A 15,749-nucleotide genomic window follows, 5' to 3' on the forward strand; every position below is an offset into this window, starting at 1 on the left:
GTTCACCGTTCATGGTGCAGCCATGCCGGCAGCGGCCCGTCTGATTGTGACCGGTGACGACTTCGGCGCGAGCAGCCGAGTCAATGAAGCGATCCATCGCGCCTACGAAAGCGGCCTGTTGCAGCAGGCCAGCCTGATGGTTTCGGGGTTTGCCGCGGCCGAGGCGGTGCGCATCGCCAAACGATGCCCGGGGTTAACCGTGGGCCTGCACCTTACTTTATGCGCCGGCCACGCGTTGAGGGCGTCTCGATTGACGGACGCCAGCCGCCGTCTGCCGGCCAGCCCGCTTGTGGCCGGTTTGCGGTATGCCGTTGACCCCCGCTGGGAACACGACCTTGCCGGTGAGATCGAAGCGCAATTCACCGCCTTTCGCCGGCTTGGCCTCGGCACTGCTTATTGGGACGGTCACTGTCACCTGCACCTGCATCCAAAGATCTTCGGGCACGCCGCCCGCAGCGCGGGTAGCGGTTTCAGTTACGTGCGGCTGGTACGGTCTCCACTGCCCGGAAACATTCTGGAACAGGTCTTCAACCGGTTGAGTGACGATGCACTCCGCCGTTTACAGGGCAGGCGACCGCTTGCCTGCGCAGACGCCCTTTATGGATTACGGTACAGCGGACGAATGAACACGGAGAATTTTCTGGCCTGCGTTCGTTCCATTCGACCCGGCCAGCTGGCCGAGATCTATTATCATCCGGGCGCGGAGACCGTTGAACCCGACCCCGACATCATCCTGGAAGCGATCCGGCACCGCGGCGTTGTCCTCTGCTCAAGCCGGGCGGTGCGCGCCCCGGTAAACTCGTAGGCATGCGTGTGACCAACCACAGCCTTGACGGGTGCCCCCTGGGGGTGGTTGGTCCGACGCGTACGATGGCCATACGTTACTGCTGAGGCGAAGCCGCTGCCTGATCCCCCTGCGGTGATCGTGAGTGAGGCATGCTCAGTGAAACAAAACGTTTGACAGCCTGCTTACACCCCTTCTGAGGATGGTTGAGCCGGTTTTAGCCCCGAAGGGGCGGCAGAACCTAGCCCAGGGTTTTACCCTGGGAACGCCATCCCCCTCAGCGTTGAGCCCTCCTAAGGCGTCACGCCTGTACGCCCATCCTGACAAACACCCGCCCCGCCGGGTTGGATTTGCTGAAGGGGCGGCAGAAAATGCGAGCGACACCTTCTGCCGGCCCTTCAGGCCTCCGACGAGGAAGAGGGCCGCTTCCCAGGGTAAAACCCTGGGCTAGGTTCTGCCGCCCCTTCGGGGCTAAAATCGGCTCGGTCGGCCGGAGCAAGCAAGGCCACCGGCCACCCCCTCTGGCCGTCTCACTCGCGCAACGAGCCGCTCAACCAACTTCAAAACCGGTGTAGGGTGGAGGGCGTGGATGACTCTGCGCGCGGCGGATCGCATTCGCCTTCCGGTTCGGTTTCCATCGCCCCTTCCAGCAAACACACCGGACAGCCCGTGCCGTCGCCTCGGGCCGGATAGGGCGGTGCCGCAGGCTGGGCAGGCTCGAGACACGTGCATCGAAACGTTCGGGTTCATGGCGCAGCGGGTCCCCTTGGTCTACACGATGGCCGCGGCCTGTGCCTTAACGCGCTCCCGCTCGAATCGATCAAGTCCGTACCGGTCGTAAAATTCGGCCGGTGCATCGTGGGCCCCCAGAATGGCGGCCATTTCGTGGTGGAAACGTTCCTCAATCACGGGTTCTCGGAATGGCTGCGCCTGCTGAGGATCCTTCTGCAAGTCATACAGCACGGTGCCCCGCTCCGGCTCGAATCGCAACGCACCCCGCGTCGCGAGGTGCTGCGGCTCCTTGAGGGCGTTCACGCGCAGCACCGGCATGCCTTTGGTGAAATCAAAAGGCGGCGCCAACTCCGCCGTCCGCAGCTCCTCGGCCGTAAAAAGGGAGCGCAGGTCCATGGGCATCAGCGTGTACTGGTAGAGGCCGGGTGCGTAAAGGTCAGGCGGGTAGAGGTAGTGAACGTAACGTCCATCGCACGCACCTAACGGGCCACCAAACATGCCGAACAGGCAGGTTGTCCGAAACCCTCGGTCCTGGGCCAGGAGGGGGAGCAGCGAATGACCCTGCACTTCCTTAGGTATGTCTACCTCGAAGCAGTTTAAAAAGGTCGGCATCAGGTCGATCGTTTGCGTCAACGCCTGGCGCCGCGATCCCCCTTCGCCGGCGTGGGCGGGATGGTAAACGAGCAACGGGATATGGGAAATCTCCACGTAGTATGGCATCCGATTTTTGCCCCACCACTCGTGTTCCGCGAGCAGGAATCCGTGGTCGGTGGAGAGAATCAAAATGGTGTCATTCCACAACCCGTGCCGGTCGAAAGCATCGAGCAACTTGCCGAAATAATGGTCGCTCATGGTCACGAGCGCGGCGTAGTTTGCCCGAATCTCGGCGATTTCCAATGCGCTATCGGTCGCCCGCTCGTACTGCGGCCAGTCCAGCACTTTCCCGGTATACCCGGTCGGGTACAGGTCTCGAAAGCGCGGAGGGGCATCAAAGGGTTCGTGCGGGTCGAAGCACTCCACCTGCAGGAACCAGGGCCCGGCGGTGTGGTTGAGCTCCAGGAATTCCAAAGCCGCCGCAAAGCAATTTGGTCCCGGCATGGCCGCTTCGTCGCGCATCCATTGACGGTTAATGACATTTTGCCGATGGGGACTGACCGGGTCGAAGCGGTACTGCTTCGCTGAGTATTTCTCTCGGAAGCGTTCCAGCGGGGGCTGGACCATCGCCTTCCAGGCGTCATCCTCCTGCCCCCGGAAGAACTCCCAGCTCTGGAAACGCCCGTGGTAGGTGGCGCCGCCGTCTTTGAAGTAATGGAGGTGGTCGGTGATCAAGTGGGTGTAGACGCCGGCAGCCCGCATCAGCGCGGGGAACGAATTGTCGAAGGGCTCAAGCGGTCCCCAGGGCCGGTGCATGAAACTGAGCCGGCCGGTATGGAGGTCGCGCCGGGCCGGCATGCACGGGAGGCTGCCGACGTAATGGCGGTCGAAAGCGACGGCGCGCCGGGCGAAGCGGTCAAAGTTCGGGGTGTGCACGCCGTTAGCCCCGTAGCAGCCGAGCGCGGTGCGGTTCAATGAGTCAAAAAGGACAAAAACCGTGTTCAAACGATGCATCGTGTGCGGACCGAAGTTGCGGGTTAGAGGCAACGCCACAGGCCGTTATTGAGGCCGTTCCTCGCGGGTCGGAACCGGCGACGGCGTCCAAGCCCCTTGCTTGCCGGCGAATGCGCGGCCCGCTGCCCGCCGAGGCCGGCAGGACGCGGGGCCAAGCCGAAAACGCGCGCCCTAGCGGAGTTCACGTCCCTGGATAAACGCTTCCGTCTTCTGTCGGGCTTCGTCGTCGCTGAACTGGCGGGGCGGCGATTTCATGAAGTAACTGGAGGCGCTCTCCAACACGCCGCCAATCCCGCGGTCCATCGCGAGCTTGGCGCAACGCACGGCATCGATCACGACGCCGGCGGAATTGGGCGAATCCCATACCTCCAGTTTCAACTCACAGTTGAGCGGAACGCCCCCAAAGGTGGTGCCTTCCATGCGGATGTAGCAGAATTTGCGGTCTTCGAGCCAAGGGACAAAATCGCTGGGTCCCACGTGAATATTTCGCTCGGCGATCCGCTCGTCGCCAAGCTGGCTTACCACCGCTTGGGTTTTCGAAATCTTTTTGGATTCCAGCCGTTCCCGCTCGAGCATGTTTAAAAAGTCGGTATTGCCCCCGAAATTGAGCTGGTAGGTCCGGTCGAGCTGCACGCCGCGTTCCCGGAAAAGGTTGGTCAACACGCGGTGCACGATCGTGGCGCCCACCTGGCTCTTGATGTCGTCGCCGATCAAGGGGAGCCCGCGCTGCTCAAAGCGTTTGCGCCAATCCTTGTCGGACGCGATGAAGACGGGAATGCAATTCACAAACGCGCAACCGGCTTCCAGGACCTGTTCGGCGTACCATCGGCTGGCCACCTCGGAGCCCACCGGGAGGTAGGACACGACGACGTCCGTCCGGGTGTCCCTGAGGATCTGGACGACGTTTTCGGGGTCCCGGGCGGTGGTTGGAACCGCTTTCTTCAGATACTTTCCGAGCCCATCGTGGAGCGGGCCCCGGTACACACGGGCGGCGGTTACGGGAACATCGGCGAACTTGTGGGTGTTATTCGGGCTGGCGAAGATGGCTTCGGCCAGGGGCCGGCCCACCTTGGTTTCATTGACGTCGAAGCCCGCCGTAAACTCGACGTCGCGAATGCGGTAGGGGCCCACAATCGGGTTCATGAGTCCGGGTACTCGCCGGTTCGCGTCGACGCTTTGGTAATACTCGACGCCTTGGACCAGGGAGGAGGCGCAGTTGCCTACGCCGATGATGGCCACGCGTACTTTTTTCTGATTCGTGGTAGGGGAAGTGGAGGTTGGGTTCATGATTTGTATGGATTTTGATAGTTGCATATTTATGCATTGGGGGTCTGGAGCCTCGCGGATAGATGCATCACCCCGCCGGTCAGGGCCGTTGGGGTGAGGCGCTTGCCCACGAACCTTTGAACGGGGACGGCGGGCGGCGCGCCGAGGTAGAAAGGCCTTCGTCCTTGGAGGCCAGGATGCTGCGGATCAGGGACGTGGTGAGGACGACGGCACCGCCCAGCACAGACCAACCCGACGGACACTCATGCGCGGCGAGCATCACCCAGACGGGGTTCAAGATCGGCTCAACCATGGTGATTAACGTGGCGTCGAGCGCCCTGACTTCCCGGATCGCACGCGAGTAGAGCACGTAGGGCACTCCAAGGGAGAGCCCGCCCAGCAACAGCAGCCACAGCGCGTTGTGCCCCAGGTTGTGGGCTGGGAACATCCAGGGACTGGCGACGGCAAGGGTCAGCAGGTTGCCCAGTTGGGCCACGGCTTCGGGGCAAGCCGTGCGCGCCCGGCGCATCAGCATGATCAGCCACGCCGAGCAAAACCCGCTGCCCAGGCCCGCCAAAACGCCCCAGCGGCTTTGCAGGTCGAGTTCATTGCAAAAAAACAGGGCCACCCCGCCCAGTGCGAGGCCGATAAGCGCCCAGTCCCGTCGCCGGGTGCGCTCACCCAGCAGCCAGGGACCAATCAGCGCGATATGGAGCGGGGCCGTGTAGTGGAGGAACACGGCGTTGGCCGCCGTGGTTAATTTTGTGGCGATCACGAACAGGAACATCACGGCCGCGTAGGCCAGGGCCCCGGGCACCGCACCCCAGGTGAGCTGGCGCAATGCCTGCGGCTTGGCCACGGCAAGGACGGCGAAGGCAATCAGGCCACGGGCGCCGGCGATGGCCACCGGGTTCCAATCGATGAATTTGACCCAGAGGCCGCCGAGCGACCAGAGGACCGCAGTCATGAGCAGCAATACCACGCCTTTTTTCATAATTTTACCCAGGGAATCGAGGTCGGTTTGCGGAGGATTCGTGCTTTGGAGCCTAAGCAGGCCGCAGGATCGGGAGCGGTTCTTGACGGATGGCCGGAAGGCTCAGGGGGCTGCCAAACCAGAGGTAAGCGTTCGCATTCATGGCGGTTTACAAACCGCTTCAGCGCTAAAGGTTTCAGAAGGGCTGCATCGGATTTGACTTTTTTTATCGCCCGAAAGTTTTATAGAGGGTCTGGAGGAAGGAGTTTTGTATCGCCCGTATGGACCCGAAGGACAGCCCCGAGGCGTACAGCCCGGCGGGCTTTGAGCCCACCCGCTGGACCGTGGTGCTCGATGCGGCCCAAAGCGCGGCCCCGGGCGGCCCGCAAGCGCTGGCCCGGCTGTGCGCGCGCTACTGGCGACCTTTGTACACCTTTGCCCGGGGGCAGGGCCACAGCCCCGAGGACGCCCAGGACTTGGTCCAGGGCTTCTTTGCCCACCTGATCGAGCACCGCGCCCTGCGCAGCGCCGACCGGGCCAAGGGCCGCTTTCGATCCTTTTTGCTGGCCTCTTTTCAGCATTTCATGGCCAACGAACGCCGCCGGGCCCGTACCGAGAAACGCGGCGGGCATGCCGAAGTGCTGCGCCTGGACTGGCAGGACGAGGAGGGACGCCTGGGCTTTGAACCCCAGGACCCCCTTACCCCGGAGGTCCTCTACGACGCGCGCTGGGCGTTGCTGGTCTTGCGGCGCGCTGCCCTCAAGCTCGAACAAGAACAGGCGGCGGCGGGCCGGGGCGAGGCCTTCGGAACCCTCAAAAGTTTTCTGGGGGACGAAGGCACCCGGGCCAACCTTTCGTATGAGGAGGCTGCCCGCAGGCTGCAGGTGGGGCTGCCTGCCTTGAAGACGCTCGTCCACCGGTTGCGCCGGCGGCATGCGGAGCTGGTGCGCGCCGAAGTGGAGGGCACGCTGGAGGACCCGGCGGAGGTCGACGCCGAGCTGCGGGCCTTGCGCGAGGCGCTTTTGGCGGCCCGGGGTCGCGTGGAAGCCTGACAAGGGGCGCTTTGGGGGAAACGGCGATTAACGCGGAGGCGGACCCCTTGCCCGAAGCCCCGTCGAGCCGGGCGGCTCAGGCCTGCTGCCCGTCCTGCGGCACGCCCTACCCGGCCGGGGCGAAGGGCCTGGGCTGCGCGGTCTGCTTATTGCAGGGGGCGCTAGGGGTTGAATCCGCAACCGAAGGCTGCCCGGGGGGTAACGGGCCTTGGCTGTCGGAAGAAGGCCGCTTTGGCCATTACGCACTGGTGCGGCGCGCGGACGGCGCCTTCGAGGAACTGGGCCGGGGCGCCATGGGCGTGACTTACCAAGCCATCGACACCGTCCTGGGTCATGCCGTGGCGCTCAAAGTACTCGAGGCGCCCCTGGCGGCCCGCACCGACGCACGGGAGCGTTTCTTGCGCGAGGCCCGCGCCGCCGCGCACCTGCGCCACCCCCACGTCGCCTCGGTCCTTTATTACGGGGTGCGCAAAAGCGATGGCCAATGCTTTTACGCCATGGAACTGGTCGAAGGCGAGACCCTGGAAGCCCGGCTGCGGCGCGAAGGGCCGCTGGACGCGCCCGAAGCGTTGGCAATCGTCACGCAGGTCGCCCGTGCGCTGGTCGCGGCCGAGGCCCAAGGGCTCGTGCACCGGGACTTGAAACCTTCCAACCTGATGCTGGTGAAGGGACCGGAATGGCTCGTGAAGGTCATCGATTTTGGCTTGGCTAAGGCAATGGTGGCCGGTCCGGAGGAGAGCGCCCTAACCTGCGGCGGTTTTGTGGGCACGCCCGCCTTCGCCAGCCCCGAGCAGTGCGCCGGGGGGCAGGTTGACGCCCGTTCGGACCTTTATGCGTTAGGCGTGACGCTCTGGCAAGCGCTCACCGGGCAGGTGCCTTTCCGCGGTTCTGCGGCCGAGGTCATTGGGATGCATCGGCGCGCGCCCTTGCCGCTGGAGCGCCTTCAAGGCGTGCCTCAACCGGTGGTGGTCTTGATCCGAAAATTATTGGAGAAAAACCCGGCGCGGCGGTTGCAGACCCCGGCCCAGCTCCTGCAGGCGCTGGCAACGGTCACGGCCGCCGTTGAGGAGGACCGTACCCTCACCCAGCGCGGGTTACGCCCAGCGTCGGCGATCGGTGGAGGGGCTATCACCCGCAAGAAGCCGTCCATACGACGAGGGCCGAAGGAGATTTGCGTCGCCCGGCTGCCCGTGACCACGAGCCAAGTCTTCGGCCGGGAGGCGGACCTGGCGTTTCTGGATGCCGCCTGGGACGATTGGAAGGTCAACGTCGTTTCCGTGGTGGCCTGGGGCGGCGTGGGCAAGTCCGCACTGGTCAACCATTGGCTGCGGCGCTTGGCGGCCAAGGGTTACCGTTCGGCGGACGGGGTGTTCGGCTGGTCGTTTTACCGGCAAGGCACTTCCGGGGAAGGGACCTCGGCCGATGAGTTCCTTGACGCAGCCTTGAGTTGGTTTGGCGACCCAGACCCTCGGCGGGGCTCAGGTTGGGAGAAAGGCGAACGGCTGGCGCGGCTCATCGCCCGGCGACGCACGTTATTGGTACTCGACGGTTTGGAGCCGCTGGAATTGTGATATGCTCCTGCGTTCCTAATGCGCGCTCGATCCCGAGCGCCAAACTACACCCCCGAACCAAAAGGAGCACCATGAATCGCATCATTTCGGCTGTTGTCACGGCGTCAGCGCTGATTTTCGGAGTTTTTCTGCCCAGAGGCGAGGCGGTCGCGCAAACGGCCAAGGATCTTGTGGGGACGTGGACGCTCGTTTCCATCACGCGAGAGCAGGACGGCAAGAAGACCGATTTTTTTGGTCCCAATCCGCAAGGCCAGGCAATTTTCGAGCCAAATGGCCGCTTTTCCATAATGTTTATTCGTTCCGATGTTCCTAAATTCGCGTCCAACAATCGCGAGGCAGGAACTCCAGAAGAAAACAAGGCAGCCACGCAGGGGAGCCTTGCCTACTTCGGCACGTACTCGGTAAGCGAGGCAGATCATACACTCAACTCTCACCTTGAGGGCAGTACGTTCCCAAACTGGAGGGGAGCCGATCAGAAACGAGTTCTCAAAATTTCCGGGGACGAACTCACCTTGATCAATCCTAGATCATCCGCGACTGGAAGCGCTACCTCGGTCTGGAAGCGCGCCAAATAGGCGAAGTATCTAGTGGGTCAGTTGTCGAAGTTGTTGGCATTGATTGGTCCGCGGATTGCGCGACGGCGGTGAAACTGGCGCCCGCGCTGAGGGCCAAGCGCGCGCGAGCCCGGGCAACGTGGGCTGCGGGTTCCCCGGGCCCGCGCTAAGAAGCCCGTTAATTCTGCCTGGTCTTAGTTCGGTTACGGCGCGCGATGGTTGCTTGTGGGCCCGGCTTATGCCCGAGGCCCGTGAGCTTCCCGCTTATACCATTTCGACGGCCATGGAGGTAGGATCTTGTTTCCCAGGTGCCCGGCCCGCGTTACATCTAACAGACCGTATAAACGGCCCAGGCCCAAAGGGCTCGCCCCTCTAGGGCTCGATCGTGATTTGACGGTTACCCAGGGCAAACCCTGGGCTAAGTTCCTTTGGCCCTTCAGGCCATCAAACCGTCTGCGGGCCCGTTGGGCCTAAGACCGAGTCAACCAGCTACGGAGCATCCTGCGGTGCCGACGCCCTCTCCAGCCGGCATTCTACCGAGACAACTCTCTGAATGGTATTAATGGCCACAACTTTGACAAATGACCCACCAGGAGTGGGTAATGCGCCACGTTGTTTCAGGAACGTCTGGCTAACCCCATCGCCGGCGCAGCTTTTCAAAAAATTCCTCGCCGTCGATGGGTTTCACCCTGCCGCTTTTGAGGTCGTCGTAGCGGCTGTCGAACGTTCCGCGGATCTGACGCACGCCGTCAAAATAGTCCGCGACCACATCCTCAAGCAGGTCGTCGGTTCCGTGCTCGTATTCATCCTTATGAGCTGTCCGTGATCGCCGCCGGCCGGCAATAACGCCGTCAACGCATCGCGCGCATCCAAACCGGCGACGTCCGCGTTTGACCTGTACGCCTGGTTCTCATACAACCCGCTAACCCATGAAGATCTGGATCAACCGTGCCGGCCAAAACCTTGGAACGTTTGCGTTAGAGGAAGTGCAGCGCGGCCTGGACCAGGGACAATTCGTGCCGACGGACCTGGGCTGGCATGAGGGCATGGAGACCTGGAAACCGCTTGCGGAGTTTCCAGATCTGCGAATGCCGCCGTCTGAACCGCCGCCGCCACCCGTTGCCGTGCCGGCCGGCGTCCAACCGGTCCCGGCCGGCAGCGGGCCCCGGCCGGCTTGGGAACGACGGCATGAGGTCGGGGTGGTACGCGCCTATTTTCTTACCATCCGCGAGGTGCTGTTTGAGTCGGGCATCACCTTTGCGAATTTTAATCCGAACGCAAATCTCCTGGAGCCGACGTGGTTTTTTCTGATAACCATCGCGATCCAAGCGGTGTTCGCCTTCGGGTTTCAGTTGTTGACGCTACCGCACAACCGGGCGGCACTCGACGTGCAAAGGCAGCTGAACCTGAGTCTGCTCGGCTTCCTCCTGCTGTTGCCTTTGCTGCTGGTCTTCGGCGTCCTGGTTACGCTGGTCGCCAACTTTGTCCTGGCCGGGCTTTACCATGCGGTGCTTAAGCTGCTCGGAGGCACCAGCCTTACTTACCGGGCCACTTACCGGGTGGTGACCTATTCGCACGCAGCCCAGATTTTCGGGGTGGTGCCTTGCCTCGGACCGATCGTGGCGATCGTCATGTTCCTGGTGGCCGCGAGCACCGGATTGCAGCGGGTTCATCAAACCCAGTACTGGAAAGCCGTGGTGGCGCTGGTTGTGCCGTACCTGCTTTGTTTCGGGCTGTTGCTGCTGATCTTCTCCGTGGTCGTCTCGGTCCTGGCAAACGCAGGCCATCAGCCGAATCCGTGAAGCACGGGGCGCTCATACGGATTGCGAATCGAACGGACCGTTTACAGGTTGCCGGGGGAACCGCTTTTTTGATGCGCATGGGGTTTCGTGGCCACACCAGGCGATCGCAGAGCTCCGCTTTTCAGCCGTGTGCGGCTGGACGGCGCCGCCCCATGCGCCTGCTGCTGCGACCGTTGGCACCCGGCGAGTTCGACCTTGACGCAGCGCTGTTTGCCGGCTCCCTCAGCTTCGCCACCGCCGTCCTGGTCTGGCATGGAGCCGGGCTCCCTTGGCCCCGGTGCTGGTGCCGGACCTGGACCGGGCTGCCTTGCCCTTTCTGCGGCGCAACCCATGCCGGCCTGGTCTTGCTGCACGGTGATGTCCTGGCTGCGATCCGGATCAACCCGCTGGTATCATTCGTCTACGCAGCCATCGGGCTTTATGACGTTTACGCCGCGTTGATCCTGGCAGCCGGTCACCGGCGGCTCCGACTGGATGGACTCAGCCAGCAGCGTGAAAAAGTCCTGCTGCTCGCCGGATTGCTCCTGGTGATGGTAAACTGGGCGTACCTGCTCCTCCGGGGCTGGCGTTGAGGCTATGGCCTGAACTTCAAACGTCGGGCTGACTTGCTCCTGGCTTGCGCAATACAGGTTCAGACAACCGAGGTCGGCCGCATGCATGGCTGCCAAGGCCAGTTCCGGCCGGTTGCAGTCGCGGCTCAGATGGCCGAGAACCACCCGCTGGAGCCGGTCTCCGGCCAACGACGCCACCACCTTGGCTGCCGCGACGTTCGAGAGGTGGCCATGCCGGGAAAGGATCCGCTGTTTTACCGACCAGGGCCGTTTGGCGTCGGCTTGCAGCATCTGCTCGTCGTGGTTAGTTTCGATTACGAGAAGGTCTACCTTGCGCAACCGCTGCAAAGCGAGTTTCGGCGCGTACCCCAGGTCAGTAAGAAACCCGATCGAACCGGCCGGATGGCATAAAACAAAGGCGACCGGGTCAACGGCGTCATGCGGCACATAAAACGATGAAATCTCGAGGTCGCAGATGCGTACCGGGCTGCCGGTCTCAAAAATGTTCCATGCTGCCTGCCTGGCCCATTCACCCTCGTGGAGGGCCTCGGCGGTGAGGCGATTGCAATAGATCGGGACCTTGTGCCGCCGCGAAAATACCTCGAGCCCGGTTACATGATCCCCGTGTTCGTGCGTGATGAAAACGGCGTCCAGACTTGACGGATCAACCCCGACGCGCTGAAGCCGTTGGCTGACTTGCCGGGCGCTGAACCCGCAGTCGATCAGGATCCGGCACTCATCCGTCGTGACCAGCGAACAGTTTCCACCACTGCCACTGCCGAGTACGGTTAAGCTGAGCACTTCCGTAGTTATACCCCGGCCGGCTTGTCTGCCAAGGTGGAACGTCGTCAATTCTGCAATCGTCCTGGAAGAAACGCCGTCTGCGGCGGCCACGGCCGGAAGACCGAAGCAAAGAGGGGCGATTCATAAGCTCCATACTATCAGAATCTTACAATATCCGTGACCACGGTTCCAAACCCGTCAACACCGGAAAAAAGCTTGCAGAATGCCACCTGTATCCGGACAGTGCGGGTTTCTTCCAGGTATGACCAGGTACGTTACTTACTTGATATTGGGACCGCCGGGCAGCGGCAAGGGCACGCAAGGTAGGGTACTCGGAACCGTACCGCGCTTTGTTCATTTTGCCTGCGGTGACGTTTTCCGGTCGCTCGATACGCGCACACCCATGGGCCAGCGATTCATCGAGTATTCCAGTAAAGGCCTGCTGGTGCCGGACGATCTGACCGTCGAGTTATGGCGCCACTCCATCGAAGCGCAGGTGGTCACCGCCAAGTTTAAGCCGGACATCGATGCCTTGGTGCTGGACGGCATCCCGCGAAACCCCAATCAGGCGCGCCTGATGGGAGAGATGATCGATGTCCGCCAGGTTTTCCACCTTTCCTGCCCGAATCGGGACGAATTGGTCAGGCGTTTGCGCAAGCGCGCGTTGAAAGATAATCGCTTGGATGACGCTAATGAAACCGTGATTCGCCAGCGTTTGGAGACCTACGACCGCGAAACGAAACCGGTGCTCGACTATTACCGGGATATCGTGAAGCGGATCGATGCGCTCCAACCTCCCATCAAGGTCTTGCATGACATCATCGCGAGCATCTGGAAGGGCCGGAATGGTACGCTGACCTTCCACGACTGAAATGCCGAAAAAATGCCACAAATGCCACGAGCGGAAAAATGCCACAAATGAGAGGAATCGGCGTCCAGGCCGGTGGAAGATGGCCCTGATCTCTCTTTGTTTGCGGCATTCGTGGCATTTTACGGCTTGTGGCATTTCAAATTATGAGCACGTCGGATGAACAGCCGGCTGAGGCCGGCCCGGAGCTCCGGTTCGAACCGGAAGAGGCCTACAGTCTGGAGGTGATCGAAAAAATCACCATGGTTCCCCGCCGGACGATCCTTGTTTATCACCGGCATGGGTTGATTCGATCAAGCACGAGCCGGGATGAGGGCGAGCACCTTTTCGACGATGAGACCGTGCGGGCGTTGCGGCGGATGGAGAGCCTGCGCCGGCGATGCAGGGTGAATCTGGCCGGCCTCAAGCTGATCATGAATCTTATGCGGGAAGTCGACGAGTTAAGGGCGGAGCTGCGTTTCCGGCGCCAGTAATACCACCCGGACAGTTATCTCCGTAGAATTTCGGCTCAGGGGGGGTGTCGCCGCCGGAGGATGCTCCGTCGCTGGTTGAATCGGTCTTAGGCCCAACGAGCCGGTAGACGGTTTGATGGCCCGTTGGGCCTGATCGTTTATACGGTCTGGTAGGTTTAACGCCGGCAGGGCGCCCGGGAAGGAAGACAAAATTTTTACCTCCGTGGCCCTCGAAACGGTATAAAGAGAAGAACGGACGCTTGGCGCGTGCTGGGTCTTGCTTGACGTTGGCAGAATCGCGGGTCAGGTCGAGGGATGACAAAACCGCGTGTGGCCTTCATGGGCACCGGCGAGATCGGGTTGCCGGTTTTACGTTGGTTGCGGCAGGCTCCGTCGGTTGAGTTGGTGGCGCTGGTGACCCAGCCTGACCGGCCAGTCGGCCGGTCCCAGGTGCTGACGCCGCCAGGGCCGAAAAAGGAGGTGAGTGGTTCCGGGGTAAGGGTGTTCCAGCCGGAGCGGCTGCGCCGTTCGCCGGCGGTTGACGAGCTGAGGCAACTCCGGCCCGACCTCATCGTGGTAATGGCATACGGGCAGATCCTGCCCAAGGCGGTGCTTGAGCTGCCGTCCCTTGCCTGCCTGAATCTGCACGCGTCACTATTGCCGAAGCATCGGGGGGCGGCACCGATCCAGGCGGCATTGTTAGCGGGTGACCGCGAGACCGGGATCACCGTCATGCACATGGCGGAAAGTCTGGATACCGGCGATATCGTATTGGAAAAAAAATTCCGGATTCGGCGGCGCGACACGGGCGCGGACGTGCATGACCGGCTGGCCGACCTGGCGCCGGTAGCGCTGGCAGAAGCGCTCGAGCTTTTGCTGGCGGGCAAAGCGCCTCGTGTGCCTCAGGTGGAGGAGGAGGCGACTTATGCGGCAAAGCTCGACCGCGATTCCGGCCGGATTGACTGGCAGCAGGACTGCTGGTGCCTCGATCGTCTTGTTCGGGCGATGTACTCATGGCCCGGGGCGTATACCGAGATACAGCTGCCGGGCGATGGGAACGGCCCGCGCCGTCTGAAAGTGCAGCGGGCGTTGCCGGTTCATCGCCGGAAAGGGTCGCCGGGAACGGTTCTCGGGGTCAGCCCGCGCGGGATCCTGGTTGCTTGCGGGGCTGGTGCGCTGCTGTTGAAGCAGGTGCAGTTGGAAGGGAAACGCCAGCTGCCGGCAGCCGAGTTTGCGCGGGGCATCCGCCTGCAGGCCGGCCAGCTCTTGGGACCGCAGCCGGGTGAGCCGGATCAAAAGAACGGATGAACCGTCGGCGCGCCGGCCCGCAGTGCGGAAGGATTTGGCTGCCGGTTGGATATCGTGAGAGAAGACCGTTCCGAACCCGGTTACGATCTTAGTCTGACGACGATACATCCGGACCGCAAACGTTTGGCATAACTGATTCAGTAACCGGGAGGTTCTGATGAGTCCAAACCTGTGGACCGGTCTAAAAAAAGGCACGGGAATGTCGGCTGACCAGCCAACCACAGCTCCGAAAGGATCACTGCTTATCGTGGATGATGAACCTTCTATCGCCAAATACATGGGCTTGGTGCTGGCGCGGGAAGGTTACCATGTGCTGACGGCGTTCAACGCTGAGCAGGCCTGGGAACTCTTCCAGCAATCGGCCCCACAGATACGCGCGGTCGTGACTGACATCGCGATGCCCGGCGATTGGAACGGGCTGGAACTGGCGCGCCGGGTCCGGCAGGCGTCACCGGGCACGCCGGTGCTTCTCGTAAGCGGCTATGAGCCGCCGGGATCTTTGGACGCGTGCAACGGCCTCTTGTCGAAGCCGTTTACTGCAGACCTGTTGCGCAGCACCGTCCGCCGCATGGTCGCCTGAGTTAAGGATGCCACAAATGCCACAAATGATGAGTGCTTGACGGCATTTTCTTAACCGGACCCTCGGTCCCCGACACCCGACACTCTCTTCTATTTGTGGCATTTTTCGGCTTGTGGCATTCGTGGCATTTCATTCAGCGGGCTGGAACGCCTCGAGAGGCGCGCAGGTGCAGAACAGGTTGCGGTCGCCATACACGTTGTCGATGCGGCTGACCGGCGGCCAGTACTTGCGCCCCCGCACCCAGCCCAGCGGGTAAGCGGCCGACTCGCGCGTGTAGCCCCGCCCCCAGGCCTCGGCCAGCAGGTCTTCGGCCGGGTGGGGCGCCTGCTTAAGCGCGTTATCCTGCCGGTCGGCTTCCCCCGTCTCGATGGCCCGGATCTCGCCGTGGATGGCGATCAGGGCCTCGCAGAAGCGGTCCAGCTCAGCTTTGGACTCGCTTTCGGTCGGCTCGATCATCAAGGTGCCCGCCACGGGGAAGGACACCGTCGGGGCGTGGAAGCCGTAGTCGATGAGCCGTTTGGCCACGTCTTCGACCTCAATGCCGGCCGAGCGCTTGAAGGGCCGCAGGTCCAGGATGCACTCGTGAGCCACCCGGCCCTGGCGGCCCCGGTAGAGCACGGGGTAAAACGGGGCCAGCCGCGCGGCGAGGTAGTTAGCGTTGGCGATGGCCAGCTGGGTGGCGCGGGTCAGGCCGGCCGGGCCCATGAGGGCGATGTACATCCAGCTGATGGGCAACAGGCTGGCGCTGCTGTATGGGGCGGCCGCCACCGGCCCGGGCCGGCCGTCGGGCCCCGGGCCGCCCGCCAAAGGATGACCGGGCAGGTAGGGGGCCAGGTGCGCCTTGACCCCGATCGGGCCCATGCCG

Annotated in this window: 15 protein-coding genes; 9 read left to right on the forward strand and 6 right to left on the reverse strand. The window is 62.5% G+C overall.

Features of this window, described 5'->3' with window-relative positions:
• The first annotated feature begins 22 nt into the window (after positions 1–22).
• Positions 23–805 (forward strand): ChbG/HpnK family deacetylase, encoded by a 783-nt coding sequence (locus tag JO015_10645; GenBank protein MBV9999557.1) that lies wholly within the window; start codon positions 23–25, stop codon positions 803–805.
• A 750-nt stretch (positions 806–1,555) separates the two neighbouring features.
• Here JO015_10645 and JO015_10650 read toward each other — a convergent pair.
• The 3 genes from JO015_10650 to JO015_10660 all read right to left on the reverse strand — a co-directional run bounded on the left by JO015_10650 (position 1,556) and on the right by JO015_10660 (position 5,384).
• On the reverse strand, positions 1,556–3,115 hold the full coding sequence (locus tag JO015_10650; protein ID MBV9999558.1) for a sulfatase: 1,560 nt from the start codon (positions 3,113–3,115) through the stop codon (positions 1,556–1,558).
• A 180-nt stretch (positions 3,116–3,295) separates the two neighbouring features.
• A complete protein-coding gene (locus JO015_10655; GenBank protein MBV9999559.1) occupies positions 3,296–4,411 on the reverse strand; it encodes an inositol-3-phosphate synthase in 1,116 nt (371 codons plus the stop codon).
• Positions 4,412–4,490: 79 nt separating this feature from the next.
• Entirely contained in the window at positions 4,491–5,384 is an 894-nt protein-coding gene (locus JO015_10660) for a DMT family transporter (GenBank protein ID MBV9999560.1), read from the reverse strand.
• A gap of 260 nt (positions 5,385–5,644) precedes the next feature.
• Between JO015_10660 and JO015_10665 the strand changes: the two genes are divergently transcribed.
• The 3 genes from JO015_10665 to JO015_10675 all read left to right on the forward strand — a co-directional run bounded on the left by JO015_10665 (position 5,645) and on the right by JO015_10675 (position 8,561).
• A complete protein-coding gene (locus JO015_10665; GenBank protein MBV9999561.1) occupies positions 5,645–6,415 on the forward strand; it encodes a hypothetical protein in 771 nt (256 codons plus the stop codon).
• Between the two features lie 47 nt (positions 6,416–6,462).
• Positions 6,463–7,986 (forward strand): serine/threonine-protein kinase PknK, encoded by a 1,524-nt coding sequence (locus JO015_10670; GenBank protein MBV9999562.1) that lies wholly within the window; start codon positions 6,463–6,465, stop codon positions 7,984–7,986.
• A 71-nt stretch (positions 7,987–8,057) separates the two neighbouring features.
• Positions 8,058–8,561: a lipocalin-like domain-containing protein gene (locus JO015_10675; protein MBV9999563.1), complete on the forward strand. Its 504-nt coding sequence runs from the start codon at positions 8,058–8,060 to the stop codon at positions 8,559–8,561.
• A gap of 610 nt (positions 8,562–9,171) precedes the next feature.
• On the opposite strand, the gene JO015_10680 is transcribed toward JO015_10675, so the two are convergent.
• Entirely contained in the window at positions 9,172–9,309 is a 138-nt protein-coding gene (locus tag JO015_10680; protein ID MBV9999564.1) for a hypothetical protein, read from the reverse strand.
• 160 nt (positions 9,310–9,469) lie between these two features.
• On the opposite strand from JO015_10680, the gene JO015_10685 reads away from it, so the two are divergent.
• The gene (locus tag JO015_10685) at positions 9,470–10,342 is read left to right on the forward strand and encodes a YIP1 family protein (GenBank protein ID MBV9999565.1); all 873 of its coding nucleotides are present in this window, start codon (positions 9,470–9,472) and stop codon (positions 10,340–10,342) included.
• 392 nt (positions 10,343–10,734) lie between these two features.
• Here the strand turns inward: JO015_10685 and JO015_10690 are convergent, their stop codons facing one another.
• The gene (locus tag JO015_10690) at positions 10,735–11,787 is read right to left on the reverse strand and encodes an MBL fold metallo-hydrolase (protein ID MBV9999566.1); all 1,053 of its coding nucleotides are present in this window, start codon (positions 11,785–11,787) and stop codon (positions 10,735–10,737) included.
• Between the two features lie 151 nt (positions 11,788–11,938).
• On the opposite strand from JO015_10690, the gene JO015_10695 reads away from it, so the two are divergent.
• The 4 genes from JO015_10695 to JO015_10710 all read left to right on the forward strand — a co-directional run bounded on the left by JO015_10695 (position 11,939) and on the right by JO015_10710 (position 14,884).
• Positions 11,939–12,547 carry a nucleoside monophosphate kinase gene (locus tag JO015_10695; protein MBV9999567.1) on the forward strand — a complete coding sequence of 203 codons (609 nt, stop codon included), beginning with the start codon at positions 11,939–11,941 and terminating at the stop codon, positions 12,545–12,547.
• A 143-nt stretch (positions 12,548–12,690) separates the two neighbouring features.
• Positions 12,691–13,017 (forward strand): MerR family transcriptional regulator, encoded by a 327-nt coding sequence (locus JO015_10700; GenBank protein MBV9999568.1) that lies wholly within the window; start codon positions 12,691–12,693, stop codon positions 13,015–13,017.
• 294 nt (positions 13,018–13,311) lie between these two features.
• Positions 13,312–14,304 (forward strand): methionyl-tRNA formyltransferase, encoded by a 993-nt coding sequence (locus JO015_10705; protein ID MBV9999569.1) that lies wholly within the window; start codon positions 13,312–13,314, stop codon positions 14,302–14,304.
• A 157-nt stretch (positions 14,305–14,461) separates the two neighbouring features.
• Positions 14,462–14,884, forward strand: coding sequence for a response regulator (locus tag JO015_10710; protein ID MBV9999570.1), 423 nt, complete (start codon positions 14,462–14,464; stop codon positions 14,882–14,884).
• A 129-nt stretch (positions 14,885–15,013) separates the two neighbouring features.
• Here the strand turns inward: JO015_10710 and JO015_10715 are convergent.
• A partial coding sequence (locus JO015_10715) for a glycine dehydrogenase (aminomethyl-transferring) (GenBank protein ID MBV9999571.1) occupies positions 15,014–15,749 on the reverse strand: 736 nt, incomplete at its 5' end.

The organism is Verrucomicrobiota bacterium (genome assembly GCA_019247695.1).
GTDB lineage: Bacteria > Verrucomicrobiota > Verrucomicrobiia > Chthoniobacterales > JAFAMB01 > JAFBAP01.